This window comes from Tenacibaculum sp. Bg11-29, assembly GCF_002836595.1.
Lineage (GTDB): Bacteria > Bacteroidota > Bacteroidia > Flavobacteriales > Flavobacteriaceae > Polaribacter.
In genome coordinates this window covers 2,666,928-2,682,785 of the sequence record NZ_PJBB01000003.1, presented here as the reverse complement: position 1 = coordinate 2,682,785, position 15,858 = coordinate 2,666,928, and the positions used below count along the sequence as shown (strand labels likewise).

Below are 15,858 nucleotides of genomic sequence, written 5' to 3'. Positions count from 1 at the left end.
CTTTTTAAAAGCTTACCGGTGTTTCATTCACCTCTAAAGCCGCACGAATACCAGATTCTATAGCGCCTTCTATCCAAGCATGTTTTAGCGAGGCATGTTCTCCTGCAAAATGCACTTTTCCATCCCATTCTGGTTTTTCAATGTCAGCCTGTAATAAATTTAATTGACCTGGTGAAAAGATCGCTGCTTCACCAAAAGCATATGGATTTTGCATCCAAGCTACAGTAGCTGCTCCTTTTATTTTATCTACATATCCTATTGCTTCTGGCGCTTCTGGATCAAATACCGATAGGTTTTTAATCCGTTGCTGTTCCTTTAAATCATCTGGCGCATGTGCTACAGCAATATTATCTAATGCATAAATATATCGATCCATATGACTCATAGAATCCCATTTTCTAGCATCATCAGCCCAACAATAACAAGCTAACATTAATCCATGACCTTTTCCATTTATATCCTGACTTGGATAATATATAAAGCGATTTGCTAAATCAGTAATAGTTCCTCCTCCAACAATATTATATGGGGCTTTTTCCCACCATCTTTCTTTGAATTCAATTAGCACCTTTGTTGCTGCATCATAATGAAGTTCACGGATTGCTTTTCTTTTTCCTTGTGAAAACTCAGGCCAAACGTGTACCATTCTTAATGCTGAAAAAGGGACGGTAACAATTGCTTCGTCAAATTCCATGTTAGAAACTGATACCTCTTGTTTTTTATAGCCTCTTTTTTCATAATAAGATGCCTCTCTTTTAATTTCAATTTCAGTAGAAATTTTCACTTTTCCATCTCTCAAGTAAATATCTGTCATTCTAGTATCTAAATGAGTAATTTCTGCTAATTTACACTTTGCATAAAACCTTTCTGTAATTACATCTGTCCCTCCAATTACCTGCCAAAAAACAGTGTCATTTTTAATAATATTAGACTCAATAAAACTTTGAATAAAATCATATGACATACGTGATTCTAAATTCTGAAGTACTCCTATCATTTCAATTGCATTCTCTGAGTAATTCGTAAACTCCTTTAAAAATCTACGCATCGAATATTCCCCTAGCTTCTCAATTAATTTTGGCCAATTCTCTACAGGGTTAATAGCAATAAAATCTATAAGAGGTTGCATTGCATTGGTTAACAAATCACCCGCATTTTGATTTTCTCCTAAAACTTCTGGGTCAACACTTTCTTGTAAATTATAATTTAACAACTCATTTATATTAGTACTCTCATTATAAACATTTTGTCGTACCTGTTTATAATTAACAAATAAGAACGAGTTAAATGTTTTCTTAGGAAATGTTAAACTGAGTTTTTTATAATTTTCATAAGCTTCTTCCTTGTTTTTCAAAGCTTCTTTTTTATCTACAGATACATAATAAAATGGTTCTAAATCAACATCAAGTTGCTTACAATATTCCATTAACATATAATGAAAATCAGGTAAACGCATCGCTCCAGCTTCAGCATATAATGATGGATCTTCCCAATATTTTTTCTCTTCCGTATTTCTAAATGTTTTAATTCTTCCTCCAATACGTGTATTGGCCTCTACTATAGTAACATTATGTCCTGATTTTTTTAAAATTGAGGCAGTTACCATGCCTGCCATTCCAGCACCAATAACTAAAATATCTTTTTTTTCTCCTTTTCTTTCTGGAAACCCATTTTGAATATATTCTAAGTATTTTTTATCAATTGGATCTTCTTCTTCTTTTAATAGACTATGTAAATATGTTTTCATTATGTATTTTTTAATATTTATTACTAATTTTTTATATAGTACTAATACGTTTCACGTCCTAAATTATTAATAATCTTCTTAAAAGTTTAATAAATTTCTTTAAACGTAGGTATAACAATCAAGAGTGCTTTATTTTTAATGATAAAGCTATTTCATCTAAAAAAACTAGAGACTAATTAAAACGGTTTGTTTAATTTTGACGTAATAAATCATTCTTCATTTAAATTTTATTTTTTGAAAATTTCTGATTCACATAAAGTTCCTTTATTAGAGAAAGCAATTCGACTACAAGAATATGGAGTTGGTATATTTAAAACTATTCCAACAAAATCAGGAATTAAAAAAGCTATTAAAAAAGATTTGGTTTATGTTAATGGTCAAATTGCAACTACTGCTCTATTTATAAAAGGAGGTGAAAGTATACAACTATATAAAACAGAGGAAGGTTCGACTTTTAAACAGTTCAGTTTTCCTTTAGAAATACTTTTTGAAGATGATTATTTAGCTATAATTTATAAACCATCTGGAATTTTAGTTAGTGGTAATTCTTTTGCAACTATAGATAATGCTTTATTACAAAACTTAAGTAAAAGCAACTTACCTGATGCTGTACGCCCAAGGCCTGTACATAGATTAGATTACCCAACAAGCGGGCTTTTATTAATAGGAAAAACAAGCGCAAGTATTATTACTTTAAATAAGTTGTTTGAACTTAAACAAATTAAAAAAACATATCACGCAATTACCATAGGTAAAATGAAAGATAACGGAGAGATTAATTCTCCTATTGATTTCAAAAACGCATTTACTTCTTATAAAGTTATAAAAACTGTATTATCTGAACGTTTTAATTGTTTAAACTTAGTTAAACTACAGCCACAAACAGGAAGAAAACATCAACTAAGAAAACACATTCTTTATATAGGAAATGCCATACTAGGTGATAAAGAACATTATATTGATGGATTAGTTTTAAAAGGAAAGGGGTTGTATTTACATGCATCAACTTTAGAATTCATACATCCTTTTACAAAAGAGCAAGTTATCGCTACAAAGGAACTTCCTAGTAAATTCAAAAAAATATTTACATCTTAATTTCCCTTTAAAAAATATATCTTTGCGCACATGCGAATAGATATTATTACCCTAGCTCCAGATTTATTAAAAAGCCCGTTTGAACATTCTATGATGAAACGTGCTATAGACAAAGGTTTAGCTGAAATTCATTTTCATAATTTACGTGATTACGGAATTGGTTCTTACAAAAAACTAGATGACACTCAATTTGGCGGTGGAGCTGGTATGGTTTTAATGATAGAGCCTATTGATAAATGTATTTCTAAACTGCAAGCGGAAAGAACATATGATGAAATTATTTATATGACGCCTGATGCTAAGACTTTAAATCAATCTATTGCTAATACACTTTCTCTAAAAGAAAACATAATTATTCTAACTGGGCATTATAAAGGTGTAGACCAACGTGTTCGTGATAAATTTATTACAAAAGAAATTTCTATTGGTGATTATGTTTTAACAGGTGGTGAATTAGCAGCAGCTATTTTATGTGACGCTGTTGTTCGTTTAATCCCTGGTGTTTTAGGCGATGAACAATCTGCTTTAACAGACTCTTTTCAAGATAATTTATTATCTCCTCCTGTTTATACAAGACCTGCAGAATATGACGGTTTAAAAGTTCCTGAAGTGCTACTATCTGGCAACTTCCCTAAAATTGATGAATGGAGAAGTGAAAAAGCATATTTGCATACTAAAAACATAAGACCTGATTTATTAGACGAATAAGAAAACATATTATAAATACTTTTTAGTAATACATAAATAGTTAAATACATTATCGTTTTCATAGTTCTGTATTTTGATTGCTTAATTAATGGTTTATAGCAATTAAATAAACTAAAAGTTGTTTTCTTACATGCTAAGAAAAAAATTAAAATAAAACCTCTATTAAAAGAAACAACTTCAAGTTGATAAAGTATCTGTATTAAAAACTTTTACACTAATTATCAGTATAAAAAATAAACAACTTTAATTTTTCATTCAAAAAAATAATTCTTAATTTCGCAGCCACAAATCAACCTCTGACGAAAATCGTGAATGTTGCTTTAAACAACCATATAAATATCATTACAATGGATTTAGTAAAATTTGTTCAAGACGAATTTGTAACAAGAAACGAATTACCAGAATTTGCAGCTGGAGATACATTAACAGTGTATTACGAAATTAGAGAAGGAGAAAAAGTGCGTACTCAGTTCTTTAGAGGTGTTGTTATCCAAAAAAGAGGTGTTGGTGCTTCTGAAACTTTTACAATCAGAAAAATGTCTGGTACTGTAGGAGTTGAACGTATCTTCCCTGTTAATTTACCTGCTATTCAAAAAATAGAAGTAAACAAAAAAGGTGTTGTACGTAGAGCTCGTATTTACTACTTTAGAGGTCTTACTGGTAAAAAAGCAAGAATTAAAGAAAAAAGAAACTAATATCTTTTTTCTTACTCAAGAAATTAAAAGCATCATAATTATTTATGATGCTTTTTTTTGTTTATTTTTTTAACTTATACATTTTATTAAATAAGTTTTCAAAACAACCACTATAAATACCTATTAACTACAATAGTATTATAATAACTATCTTAAGTAAAGACAGTCGTGTCCACACATCAAAACCATAACAACTCTTTTGTTTAAATTTATATTTTAATGTTATTACACTATCAAATACGACTTTAAAAAAGGTGTTTAAACAGAAAACTATACCAGAGAACCTTTTGCATCCAATAACAAAAACTTAAAAAACCATTATTTTTTTATCAAATTCTCAGCAAAACACATAAACTAATAACATTTTAGCATCAAAAAACTCATTCGTAATTCTTAAATTTGCAGTACTTCAATTTAATGATTACTGTGCGTATTTTAATTAATACCACTTTAAAACAACTAATAATATGAGCAAAACTGCTAAAATCATGTACACTAAAACGGATGAAGCTCCAGCGTTAGCTACTCGTTCGTTTTTACCTATTGTAAAAGCTTTTACAAAATCATCTAACATAGAAATTGTAACTAAAGATATTTCTCTTTCAGGACGAATTCTAGCTAATTTTTCGGATTTTTTAACTAAAGAACAACAAGTCGAAGATGCTTTAGCTTTTTTAGGAGATTTAGCTAAAAAACCAGATGCAAATATTATTAAATTACCTAATATTTCTGCTTCAGTTCCTCAATTAAAAGCTGCAATTAAAGAATTACAAGCTTTAGGGTATGCTTTACCTAACTTTCCTGAAGAAGCAAATACAGAAGAAGAAAAAGCTATTTTAGCTCGTTATAATAAAATTAAAGGTTCTGCTGTAAACCCTGTTTTACGTGAAGGTAATTCAGACCGTAGAGCTCCAAAAGCTGTAAAAAATTACGCAAAAAAGAATCCACATTCAATGGGTGCTTGGGCTTCAGATTCTGAAACTCATGTTTCAACAATGAATGATGGAGATTTTGCACATACTGAAAAATCGGTTACAGTAAATAATGCTACTGATGTAAAAATTGTACATACTGATGCTAACGGAAAATCAACCACTTTAAAAGAAAAAGTTTCTTTATTAGATAGTGAAGTAATTGACGGTTCGGTTATGAATAAAAAAGCTTTATTAGCTTTCTTAGCAGAACAAATAGCTGACACAAAAGAAAAAGGGTTGTTACTTTCATTACATATGAAAGCAACGATGATGAAAGTTTCAGATCCAATTATTTTTGGTCATGCTGTTCGTGTTTTCTTTAAAGATTTGTTTACTAAACATAGTGCTACTTTCGATAAAATTGGCGTTGATGTAAATAACGGTTTTGGAAATTTATTAAATAATCTTGAAGAATTAGCTGCTGATAAAAAAGCTGAAATATTAGCTGATATTGAAGCTATTTACACTAAGAATCCTGATGTTGCTATGGTAAATTCTGATAAAGGAATTACCAATTTACATGTTCCTTCAGATGTTATTATTGACGCTTCTATGCCTGCAATGATTCGTACTTCTGGACAAATGTGGAACAAAGAAGGAAAACAACAAGACACGAAAGCTATAATTCCTGATAGCTCTTATGCTGGTTTATATCAAGAAACAATCGATTTCTGTAAAAAGAATGGTGCTTTCGATCCAACAACAATGGGAACTGTTCCTAATGTTGGTTTAATGGCTCAAAAAGCTGAAGAATATGGTTCACACGACAAAACTTTCGAAATAGCTTCTAACGGTACTGTAAATGTTATCGACTCTAACGGAACTACTTTAATTTCTCACGAAGTTGAAGAAGGTGATATTTGGAGAATGTGTCAAACAAAAGATGCGCCTGTTCAAGATTGGGTAAAGTTAGCTGTTACAAGAGCTAGAGCTTCTAAAACTCCTGCTATTTTCTGGTTAGGAAAAGAAAGAGCTCACGATGCAGAAATTATCAAAAAAGTAGCGAAATATTTACAAGACCACGATACTACTGGTTTAGATATTCAAATTTTATCACAAGTTGATGCTACTAAATATACATTAGAAAGAGTAAAAGAAGGAAAGGATACAATTTCAGTAACAGGTAACGTTTTACGTGACTATTTAACTGATTTATTTCCTATTTTAGAATTAGGTACCTCTGCAAAAATGTTATCTATCGTTCCGTTAATGAATGGTGGTGGCTTATTTGAAACCGGTGCTGGTGGTTCTGCTCCTAAACATGTACAACAATTAGTTGAAGAAAATCACTTACGTTGGGATTCTTTAGGTGAGTTTTTAGCCTTAGCTGTTTCTTTAGAGCATTTAGGTGAAACCAATAACAATAATAAAGCAAAAGTATTAGCTGAAACTTTAGACGATGCTACTGATAAATTGTTGGACAATAAAAAAGGACCTTCAAGAAGAACTGGAGAGTTAGATAATAGAGGGTCACATTTTTACTTAGCAATGTATTGGGCACAAGCATTAGCTTCTCAAGATAAAGATACTGACTTAAAAGCTCAGTTTACTCCAGTTGCCAATGAGTTGAAAGCTAATGAAACTTCAATTGTTACTGAATTAAATAAAGTTCAAGGACAAGAAGCTAAAATTGGAGGATATTATGAGCCTACTGATAGTTTAGCTGATACTATAATGAAACCTAGTGAAACATTAAATACTCTTTTAGCTAGTATTTAATTTTATTTTCTATAAAAATTAAAAAGCAGGTGATTTATAACACCTGCTTTTTTTATGCTATAATACATTATATTTGATATATGAGCTTTATAAAAACCACAGAACAATCTTCAAAATATAATCATTTAGAAAAAATGAGCATTTCTGAATTATTATTAAACATAAATAACGAAGATAAAACAGTGCCCTTTGCCGTAGAAAAAGCATTACCTCAAATAAATAAATTAACTACAGAAATAGTGTTAAAACTAAAAGAAGGTGGTCGTTTATTTTATATTGGTGCTGGTACTAGTGGCCGATTAGGAATTTTAGATGCTAGTGAGTGCCCTCCTACTTTTGGTGTTCCTCATGAATTAGTGATCGGACTCATTGCCGGTGGAGATATAGCCATAAGAAAAGCTGTAGAAAATGCGGAAGATTCAATAGAACAAGGTTGGTTAGATTTACAAAAGCATAACATTTCAAACAAAGACGTTGTTATTGGTATTGCTGCCTCAGGTACAACTCCATATGTAATTACTACGCTAGAAAAATGTAACGAAAACAGAATTATAACAGGATGTATAACCTGTAATCAGAATAGTCCTTTAGCCTTAACAGCTCAATTTCCGATAGAAGTTGTGGTTGGCCCAGAGTTTGTTACTGGAAGTTCTCGTATGAAAGCTGGTACTGCTCAAAAGTTAGTATTAAACATGCTATCAACAGCTACAATGATTCAATTAGGCAAAGTAAAAGGCAATAAAATGGTTGATATGCAACTTTCTAACAGTAAGCTTGTAGATAGAGGTGAAAAAATGTTAGTTTCAGAATTAAATATCGACAAAGAAACTGCAAGTAAATTATTAAGACAACATGGAAGCGTACGAAAAGTAATTAAAAACTATAATAATGAGTAAATCAGACACTTTTGATAAAGTTGTAAAAAAATTCTTAATACTATTAGGACTTTTAATTGTTTCCCCAATTATATTAAGTTTTGGTTTTAAAGCTTTAAAAATATACGCGCAAAGTCCTAAAGTTTATATAGCTTATACTTTTTTAACAATAGGTATATTTTTAATTTTATTTACTGTATACTTCGGACTTAAAACAATAAAAGCTTTTTTAGACAACTTATTTCAATAAGAATTTGAGAAAAAATAATACCATAGAAAAACTTACAAATTGGGAACATTGGCCAACAGCCATGTTTTACGTTCCAAATTTGCCCTATGCTTTTTACTTAGCATTTAAAGCAAAACACCTTGCCTTTTTTAGCGCAGCAAATCCATGTATAAAAAGTTCTGGAAATGGCACTGAAAGCAAATACGAGACTATTATGTTGGTTCCGAAAGAATACAGACCTAAATCAATACTCGTAAAACCTAATGCTGATTTTTATAATGTTCTAATTGATATTCAAAAACAAAAAATAACATTCCCTTTAATTGCTAAACCAGATGTTGGATTCAGAGGTTTATTAGTCAAAAAAATAAACTCAGAAGCAGCGTTAAGAAGTTATTTAGAAAAATACCCTATTAATATTATTATACAAGAGTTTCTTGATTATGAAAATGAATGTGGCATTTTTTATCACCGCAACCCCGAAAGTGAAACAGGTAAAATTACTTCTATAACATTAAAACGTTTTTTATCTGTTATAGGAAACGGAAAACATACTTTAAAAGAATTAATTTTAAAAGACAATAGGGCTCGTTTGTACCTTGAGTTGTTTTCTGAAATTCATAAAAAAAAATTAAATACTATTCCTAAAAAAAATGAAACTGTAAAACTTACAGCTATAGGAAATCACTCAAAAGGAACTCAATTTATTAATGGTAATCACTTAATTAGTGACACTTTAATTAAAAGTTTCGATAAACTTAATAAAGCTATTCCTGGATGGTTTTACGGCAGGATTGATTTAAAATACAATTCATTCTCTTCTTTAGAAAATGGTCTTGATTTCAAAATCCTTGAGATTAATGGGATTTTAGCAGAACCGACACATATATACGACTCTGAAAACTACACCTATTTTAAAGCTCTAAAATCAATAAGAAATCATTGGCGAAATGTGTATGAAATAGCTACTATAAATAATAAAAAGTTTAAAACACCTTATAAAAGCCCCAAGTTATTCACCTCTGAGATGATAGAATTAAAAAGACATGTTAAAAAAATAAAAAAAATATGTTAAACTAGTACATGTGACTTATAATAAAAACATGTGTCACATAAATGTAAAAGAAAATTACTATTATTTTTTTATAACAAAAAAAAAAGTTATTATTGTAATTAATATACAGCCCCAAGTATGAAAATAAAATATCTTTTCTTATTTTTTATTTTATTGAACACTTCTCTTTACGCTCAAGTAAAGATAGGAGATAATCCTTCTTCGATTCATTCAAACTCTATATTAGAATTAGAAAGTATTGACAAAGCTTTAGTTATAAGTCGTATGTCTGATACTCAAATGAACGCTATCATTCCTTTAAGAGGAGCTTTAATTTTTAATACTGATCAAAATTGTGTTTTTATATATGATGGAACTTCTTGGAGAAGTTTATGTAATACAGGTGCTGGTATAAATGTTACTACATCATCAACAGCTCCGACAGCTAACAATTTAGGTGATTTTTGGATAAACAACACACTAAACAACTCAACAAGTATTTGGGACGGAACTAACTGGATATCAATAGACAATAATCCAAGAAGAGGCAATGGAATACCTAATATAACAACAGCTCCTAATGCAATTGCTGGTGATGTGTATATCGATAGTACTACAGGAATTATTTACGCATATGATGGTATTGGTTGGGTTAGTTCAAATGCAACTCCATCTGCTAACAATGGGCTTTTAGTTGATGTTACAAATACCATTCAACTAGGCGGTGTATTAATTAAACCAACGACAATAGAAACAGATGTTACAAATACACTTGCCATTACTGGTTTACAAAACGGTGATGTTATTCAAGATGATATCGTAACAGTAAATAGAACCACAGGTCAATTACGAAAAATAAGTGCTGCTAATTTATTTAGAGAGGAAGTTGCTGAAATAATTGCAACAAATGGTCAAATACAATTTACACCACCATTGGTTATAACAGACTCAAGAAAAGTAAATATTTACAGAAATGGTGTACGAGTAGATTTTACTGTAGTTAATACAACTACAATAGAAATAGAACCTGAAGCAGTTTGCTACTCAGGTGATCAAATAAGAATAGTTCAATTTTACTAATAAACCCCAATTATAAACTTTAAAACAATCATTTATTTATGAAAACAATTACAAACAAATTTAAAATAGCACTAGTTGCCGTTGGTCTTTTAACTATCGGAACCGTTAGTGCGCAGAGAACAACTGGAGCTGATTTTACAAAGCAAGCAAATACTGTATTAGGTGCTGCTGCTGGTTCTGTTAAAGTTGTAGATAATAAAGGTACAATCAAATACTTACAATCTAATAATGGTGTAACCATGTTTACAGATACAGCTCCTGATGGTGGTGTCGTTACTACTTGGCAATTAGGTGGTACTTTAACTGATAATACTTATATTGATGCTTCTGGTGCTGAATTTGGAATTACAGGAATTTCAGCTATAGATCCTACAGTAGATGCTGCAGCTGCTATTTCTGACATTGCTGCAACTACATATGGCGCTACAGGTTTTACATTAATGGTAAGAGATGAAGTAACTGGTGAAATTAAAAAATTATTAGCTACCGATTTAGTTAGTGGTATAAGAACAGAGTATATTCAGGTTGGAAATGCTGCTGCTGATGTTGCTATCACTGTTACTGGTTTACCACTATTAACTGTTGGTTCAACTTTCGCAAAATTATTTGTATACAGAAATGGAGTAAAATTAAGAACAATTTCTGATTTTGTAGCTACCGCTGATACAGTTACTATTCAATTTGATGCTGCAGACTTACCAATGTATGCTGGTGATATAATTGAAATTCAATATATTAAATAATTTTTGTATTAAGAACAAATATATTATTATTAGCTTCTGCATTGGTTCTATTTTCTATTAGAACCAATGCTCAAGAAGTTAACTTATTAAGTTTATTAACACCAAAAGAATTATTACAACTGTTAATAACATAAAATTAGATGATCCTGGTATATTAAAAAATCCCCTTATAGCTTTATACTTGTTTGCTAATTATTAGCACTTTAAAGTTATAAATAAAAAATTACATACTAAATAAAGACAGAAGAACTACTTCTCGATCTCGAATTACAAGTTTAGTTTTATAGTAAAAAATGAAAAAAAACAATAAACATATAGTTATATTAGTTTTAGTCTTGATATTTATCTCTTTAAATATCAATGCACAAGAAGTTAATGTTGTTGATAATAAAGGAACTATACAAACTGTAAACAATAATACAGTTACTACAATAGCAATAGCACCTACGAGTCCTGTTGAAAATGATGTATGGTTTGACACTAGTACTACACCAAATACCATTAGGATTTGGGATGGCACATCATGGCTACCTTTTGCTAATAATTTTTGGTCGTTGACTGGTAATTCAGGTACTACTGCTCCTAATTTTTTAGGAACTACCGATGCACAAGCTTTAGTATTAAGAACTAATAATATTGAAAAATTAAAAATTCATGAAACTAAAGGTCAAGTATTGATAAACCAAGCACTTACATTTAACAATCACCCTCTTGTTATTCGTGCAACCGGAGTTGATGTACTTGCTTTTGAAGATGCTACAGGAGATCCTAAATGGCATTGGAATCTTTTAGCAAATGGTTTAAATTTTGCTGAAAGTGGAATTAGTGATAATAGACTCTTTTTAGAATATGGAGGTAATATTGGTATAAATACAGGCACTCCTACAGAACGTTTAGATGTTAATGGTAGACTAAGAGTTAGAACTATTGATAATGGAGATTTAACTACAGATAAAGTAATTGTAGCTGATACTAATGGTGTTATTAAAAAAGTAGATGCTAGTTTTCAGACCTCTGGAGATATTAAAAATGGAGTTCAAGCTGCTGATCATGCTGGCTGGTATATTTTAGATGGTAGGGTTACTAGTAGTTTATCAGCGACTGCACAAGCTGCTGCAAACGCTCTAGGTTTCCCAACAAATTTACCTGATGCAGCCAATCGTGTATTAAAGCACCCTAATGGTGGAGAAACTATTGGATCAACGGGAGGTCAAGTAAATACTACGCTTGTTCAAGCTAATTTACCAAACATAACCTTCCCAACAGCAGCAACGACTACTAACGGAAACCATAGCCATACAATTGCAAGAACTCTAAGAGCTCAACCTGTAGTGTTTGCTTTTGACTCTAATTTAACATTTTACAATAATGGAGGTACTACCAATACATCTACTACTGGTAATCATACACATAACGTAACAGTTAGTAGTGGTGGTAGTGATCAATCGTTTGAACGTTATCAACCTTATTTAGTCGTAAATACATTTATTTATTTAGGCTTATGAGAAACTTAGCCTTTATATTATTTTCATCTTATTTATCTGCACAAACAGCCTTTTTTAATTCAGGAAATGTGCAATTACATGATGGTGCTAAAATTGGTTTTCATACCGATGTGATAAATAATGGTGTCTTGAATAATTATATTGGTTTTGCTGGATTTTATGCTAATACTGAAACTAGAATTATTTCTGGTAATAATAGAATAGCATTCTTTGATGTTGAAATTGATGCTTCAAACAATCTAGAGCTTCAAAATTCTTTAGGTGTAAGAAATCAATTAGATTTTATAAACGGTACAGTAATTACGCCAAGAAATAACCCAAATATTTCTCTTGACTTTATAAATTACGATAGCTATGCAGGAGAAGATGATATAAGACATGTTGATGGGTACTCATCAATAAAAGGAGGCAATCCAAGTTTTACTTTTCCTATTGGTGATGGTACTTTACTACGCCCAATGAGAATACCAAATAAAAATCAATACGATTTATTTAAAGGAGCATATTTTTATGAAGATCCTAACTCTCCTATTACTTTTTCTACAAATTTCTTAACGAATCAAAAACAAGTAATGCTTGAGAATATTAGTAATCTTGAGTTTTGGGATTTAGATGGAAGTAAAGAAACTAGAATTACATTAACTTGGGATGCTAGAAGCGATATTTCTGCTATTTCTGATCAAATTTCATTACTAACCGTAGTTGGCTGGAGTATTACCGAGAACAGATGGGAAAACTTAAGTGTTTTAAATGTTACTGGTGATTTAACTACCGGTGAAATTACATCAGCTGTATTTGTACCCGACAATTATGAAGTAATTACAATTGGTTCAATTGTAAAAGATGTTATAGAAATAGATAGTAACAATATATTAATATCACCAAATGGTGATAATCTTAATGATTTTTTAGTTTTTGATGAAGTAGCCCAATATTCAAACAATAATCTTGTTATTTTTAATCGTTGGGGAAACATAGTATACCAAACTGATGAATATAAAAATAATTGGAATGGTATATCATCAGGTAGAGCCACCTTTAAAAAAGTAGATAAGTTACCTGATGGAACGTATTTTTATGTTTTAAAACTAGGAGATACACCTGCTTCTTTAATTACAGAAAAAAAAGGATGGGTTTATATTCATAGATAATAAACTTAGTACTTTAAACAATATACATCTACTCTTTATAACCTTTTTATTGGTTAATTTTATATAAACCAGAAAAAGACAACTTACCTCTTAGTAATTCTATTTCTTTCAATAAAATAACTCTTATTTTTTACTTAAAACATATCATATTTGATATACTTTAAGCAATTCCCCCCCTTCCTATCTCCTACTTCTAATCACTATTAAAATTTAAAGAATAAACGCTACACCTTTTCTTACTTAGTATTTTATAACAATTAGAAAAATCTAATTATCGTATATTGCACACCTATTAAATAGTAAAAAAATACAACCAAATAAAATGCAAAATTATATTAAAGAAGTATTAAAAAATATGCCAGCAGGTTGGCTGAGTACAACAACTCATCGGTTAGATATTTATGATGAAAAATTAGCTAAAACTCAATTTTTAGAACAGTTCGAAAACTTATTTAATAGTAATAATTTTGAAGTATCAGCACTAAACGAACTGCCTACTGCTTATGACTATATTCGATTAGGTCACCCATTATCTTGTGTACTAGAATGGAGTATTGCTAATTTAAACGCTATAAATGCTGCAAACGTAATTAGTTTTTCTTCTAAGACAATTCCTGTTTTATCAATTCTTAGAAAAAATTTATTAGAGAATAAGAATACCCAAATTATTTATAAAGATGAATTACCAAAAATTCTAAACACAGAAATATTACATAATGTTTATGGCTATAATTTTGAATTAAAAAAAATTCAGAAAACAGAAGATATCTCAACTTTTGATGGTAGCGTTATCTTTATTTCACAACAAGAAGAAATTTATAATTTTGATTTAACCTCAAAAGTTGATTTTTTTATAAATACTCATAATGACTTAGGGAGTATTTTAGTGATAAATGGTGATAAAAACACAAATTACATCTCAGACATACAGCATGTTAGAAGAAGAGAAACTATCGCTATGACTCCTATTAATAGCTTTACGACCTTAAAAATGTTAGTAAAAGAACCATCTCTTAATATTAACAAAAATAATATTGAAACAGATAAAACAAATGTTTTAGGTTCAATTCAAAAAGTTACTGGTACAAATACAAAACCATTAGTAGCTTCTAGTGGCTTATCTATTCAATATGCTATTTTAATGGGATTAATACATGATGCCCTAGAAAATCATAAAGGAAAAGCTATTAAAATAGTTGTTCCTCCGAATTGCTATGGTGGAACAAACGATCAGGCAAGACGTATTGCTGCTTGTATTGATAATGTTGATGTTGTTGATTTACCTGTTGATGGAGGAAATGACATGAATAAAAGTATTGATCTTGTTTTAGCAAAAATAGCAACCGAAGATGCTGTTCCATATATAATTGCTGAAATACCTACAAACCCAAGAGTTGAAGTTCCAGATCTGATTATATTAAAAGATGTTTTAGGAAAAGAACGTAAAACAGCTACAGGAAAAATAGCTATTGACCCTGTTTTTATTTTAGATCAAACATTTTGTCCTAATGTTCACTTTTTAGGTGAAGGTGAAATACTATCAACAGTTCGTACTATTTCTTTTGCTAGTGGTTCTAAGTTTCCAAGCGGAGGTAAATGTACTGCCGGTTACTGTATAGGTAATAAGAAAACAGATCGTTTAATTGAAAAAATTGAATTACATCTTACCCTTTGTGATAACGAAGCTACATCTCATCAGTATGAAATATTAGCACAGCAATTGCCTTCAATGAATCAAAGAATTTACGCTGCTTACAAAAACACTCGTGAATTTGTAAATTATATTAACGATACTTTACCTGAAGCTAAAATAAATTTTGTTTCAGAAGAATTAGCTGAAAAAGGATTTACTCCTTCTGTATTTTCATTAGATCTTCCTACAAAAGGAAATACAGATGCAGAAAGAGAAACTTATAAAAGAGCATTAAATTTAAAGTTAATTAATTTAATGATTAATCAGATTCCTAATGAAAGTAAATATTGTGTTAGTTATGGTCAGTTAAAAGGATGTTATTGGACAATACCTGCTACTTCCACTCAAGGAACAACAAAAGAAGGTGATAAAGATTATATTGCCCGAGTAGCTCTTTCTGCTAATATGGACATTGAACTTCATAAAAAAATATTTTTAGACTTTGTAAAAAGCATTTAATAAATTGGGGAGGTAATTATATTACCTCCCCAATTTATTTTTACACAATTAACATTACCTATTTATTAAAAACAGTATGCTTACTAGTTATCTCGTAAGTTTAATAAACTTCTTTATTTTAAATTATACTA

13 protein-coding genes are annotated in these 15,858 nt (G+C 30.1%); 12 read left to right on the top strand and 1 reads right to left on the bottom strand.

Features of this window, described 5'->3' with window-relative positions; genetic code table 11:
* Nucleotides 1-4: 4 nt before the first annotated feature.
* The gene (locus tag CXF68_RS12160; RefSeq protein ID WP_101045055.1) at nucleotides 5-1,747 is read right to left on the bottom strand and encodes an FAD-dependent oxidoreductase; all 1,743 of its coding nucleotides are present in this window, start codon (nucleotides 1,745-1,747) and stop codon (nucleotides 5-7) included.
* 234 nt (nucleotides 1,748-1,981) lie between these two features.
* Between CXF68_RS12160 and CXF68_RS12155 the strand changes: the two genes are divergently transcribed.
* The 12 genes from CXF68_RS12155 (at nucleotide 1,982) to CXF68_RS12100 (ending at nucleotide 15,727) form a co-directional block, all read left to right on the top strand.
* On the top strand, nucleotides 1,982-2,842 hold the full coding sequence (locus tag CXF68_RS12155; RefSeq protein WP_101045053.1) for an RluA family pseudouridine synthase: 861 nt from the start codon (nucleotides 1,982-1,984) through the stop codon (nucleotides 2,840-2,842).
* A 30-nt stretch (nucleotides 2,843-2,872) separates the two neighbouring features.
* Nucleotides 2,873-3,550, top strand: coding sequence for a tRNA (guanosine(37)-N1)-methyltransferase TrmD (gene trmD / locus CXF68_RS12150; RefSeq protein WP_101045051.1), 678 nt, complete (start codon nucleotides 2,873-2,875; stop codon nucleotides 3,548-3,550).
* A 347-nt stretch (nucleotides 3,551-3,897) separates the two neighbouring features.
* Complete coding sequence (gene rplS / locus CXF68_RS12145; protein ID WP_101045049.1) at nucleotides 3,898-4,245, top strand: 50S ribosomal protein L19; 348 nt, start codon at nucleotides 3,898-3,900, stop codon at nucleotides 4,243-4,245.
* Nucleotides 4,246-4,712: 467 nt separating this feature from the next.
* Nucleotides 4,713-6,938: an NADP-dependent isocitrate dehydrogenase gene (locus CXF68_RS12140; RefSeq protein WP_101045047.1), complete on the top strand. Its 2,226-nt coding sequence runs from the start codon at nucleotides 4,713-4,715 to the stop codon at nucleotides 6,936-6,938.
* 80 nt (nucleotides 6,939-7,018) lie between these two features.
* Nucleotides 7,019-7,834 (top strand): N-acetylmuramic acid 6-phosphate etherase, encoded by an 816-nt coding sequence (gene murQ, locus CXF68_RS12135; RefSeq protein WP_101045045.1) that lies wholly within the window; start codon nucleotides 7,019-7,021, stop codon nucleotides 7,832-7,834.
* Nucleotides 7,827-8,063 carry a hypothetical protein gene (locus CXF68_RS12130; protein ID WP_101045043.1) on the top strand — a complete coding sequence of 79 codons (237 nt, stop codon included), beginning with the start codon at nucleotides 7,827-7,829 and terminating at the stop codon, nucleotides 8,061-8,063. Before murQ ends, CXF68_RS12130 begins: the two co-directional genes overlap by 8 nt.
* A 4-nt stretch (nucleotides 8,064-8,067) precedes the next feature.
* Nucleotides 8,068-9,117, top strand: coding sequence for a D-alanine--D-alanine ligase (locus tag CXF68_RS12125; RefSeq protein WP_101045041.1), 1,050 nt, complete (start codon nucleotides 8,068-8,070; stop codon nucleotides 9,115-9,117).
* Nucleotides 9,118-9,234: 117 nt separating this feature from the next.
* Nucleotides 9,235-10,176, top strand: coding sequence for a hypothetical protein (locus tag CXF68_RS12120; protein ID WP_101045039.1), 942 nt, complete (start codon nucleotides 9,235-9,237; stop codon nucleotides 10,174-10,176).
* A 38-nt stretch (nucleotides 10,177-10,214) separates the two neighbouring features.
* Nucleotides 10,215-10,919, top strand: coding sequence for a hypothetical protein (locus tag CXF68_RS12115; RefSeq protein WP_101045037.1), 705 nt, complete (start codon nucleotides 10,215-10,217; stop codon nucleotides 10,917-10,919).
* 293 nt (nucleotides 10,920-11,212) lie between these two features.
* Nucleotides 11,213-12,424 (top strand): hypothetical protein, encoded by a 1,212-nt coding sequence (locus tag CXF68_RS12110; RefSeq protein ID WP_101045035.1) that lies wholly within the window; start codon nucleotides 11,213-11,215, stop codon nucleotides 12,422-12,424.
* A complete protein-coding gene (locus tag CXF68_RS12105) occupies nucleotides 12,421-13,575 on the top strand; it encodes a gliding motility-associated C-terminal domain-containing protein (RefSeq protein ID WP_101045033.1) in 1,155 nt (384 codons plus the stop codon). The genes CXF68_RS12110 and CXF68_RS12105 overlap by 4 nt, the downstream gene beginning before the upstream one ends.
* Before the next feature lie 322 nt (nucleotides 13,576-13,897).
* The gene (locus CXF68_RS12100) at nucleotides 13,898-15,727 is read left to right on the top strand and encodes a PLP-dependent transferase (RefSeq protein ID WP_232771651.1); all 1,830 of its coding nucleotides are present in this window, start codon (nucleotides 13,898-13,900) and stop codon (nucleotides 15,725-15,727) included.
* The last annotated feature ends 131 nt before the right edge of the window (nucleotides 15,728-15,858 follow it).

Excerpts from the sequence above, each read along its gene's own strand:
- CXF68_RS12160 (WP_101045055.1), bottom strand. The coding sequence starts at position 1,747 with ATGAAAACATATTTACATAGTCTATTAAAAGAAGAAGAAGATCCAATT.
- trmD (WP_101045051.1), top strand. The coding sequence starts at position 2,873 with ATGCGAATAGATATTATTACCCTAGCTCCAGATTTATTAAAAAGCCCG.
- rplS (WP_101045049.1), top strand. The coding sequence starts at position 3,898 with ATGGATTTAGTAAAATTTGTTCAAGACGAATTTGTAACAAGAAACGAA.
- CXF68_RS12140 (WP_101045047.1), top strand. The coding sequence starts at position 4,713 with ATGAGCAAAACTGCTAAAATCATGTACACTAAAACGGATGAAGCTCCA.
- murQ (WP_101045045.1), top strand. The coding sequence starts at position 7,019 with ATGAGCTTTATAAAAACCACAGAACAATCTTCAAAATATAATCATTTA.
- CXF68_RS12130 (WP_101045043.1), top strand. The coding sequence starts at position 7,827 with ATGAGTAAATCAGACACTTTTGATAAAGTTGTAAAAAAATTCTTAATA.
- CXF68_RS12120 (WP_101045039.1), top strand. The coding sequence starts at position 9,235 with ATGAAAATAAAATATCTTTTCTTATTTTTTATTTTATTGAACACTTCT.
- CXF68_RS12115 (WP_101045037.1), top strand. The coding sequence starts at position 10,215 with ATGAAAACAATTACAAACAAATTTAAAATAGCACTAGTTGCCGTTGGT.
- CXF68_RS12110 (WP_101045035.1), top strand. The coding sequence starts at position 11,213 with ATGAAAAAAAACAATAAACATATAGTTATATTAGTTTTAGTCTTGATA.
- CXF68_RS12105 (WP_101045033.1), top strand. The coding sequence starts at position 12,421 with ATGAGAAACTTAGCCTTTATATTATTTTCATCTTATTTATCTGCACAA.
- CXF68_RS12100 (WP_232771651.1), top strand. The coding sequence starts at position 13,898 with ATGCAAAATTATATTAAAGAAGTATTAAAAAATATGCCAGCAGGTTGG.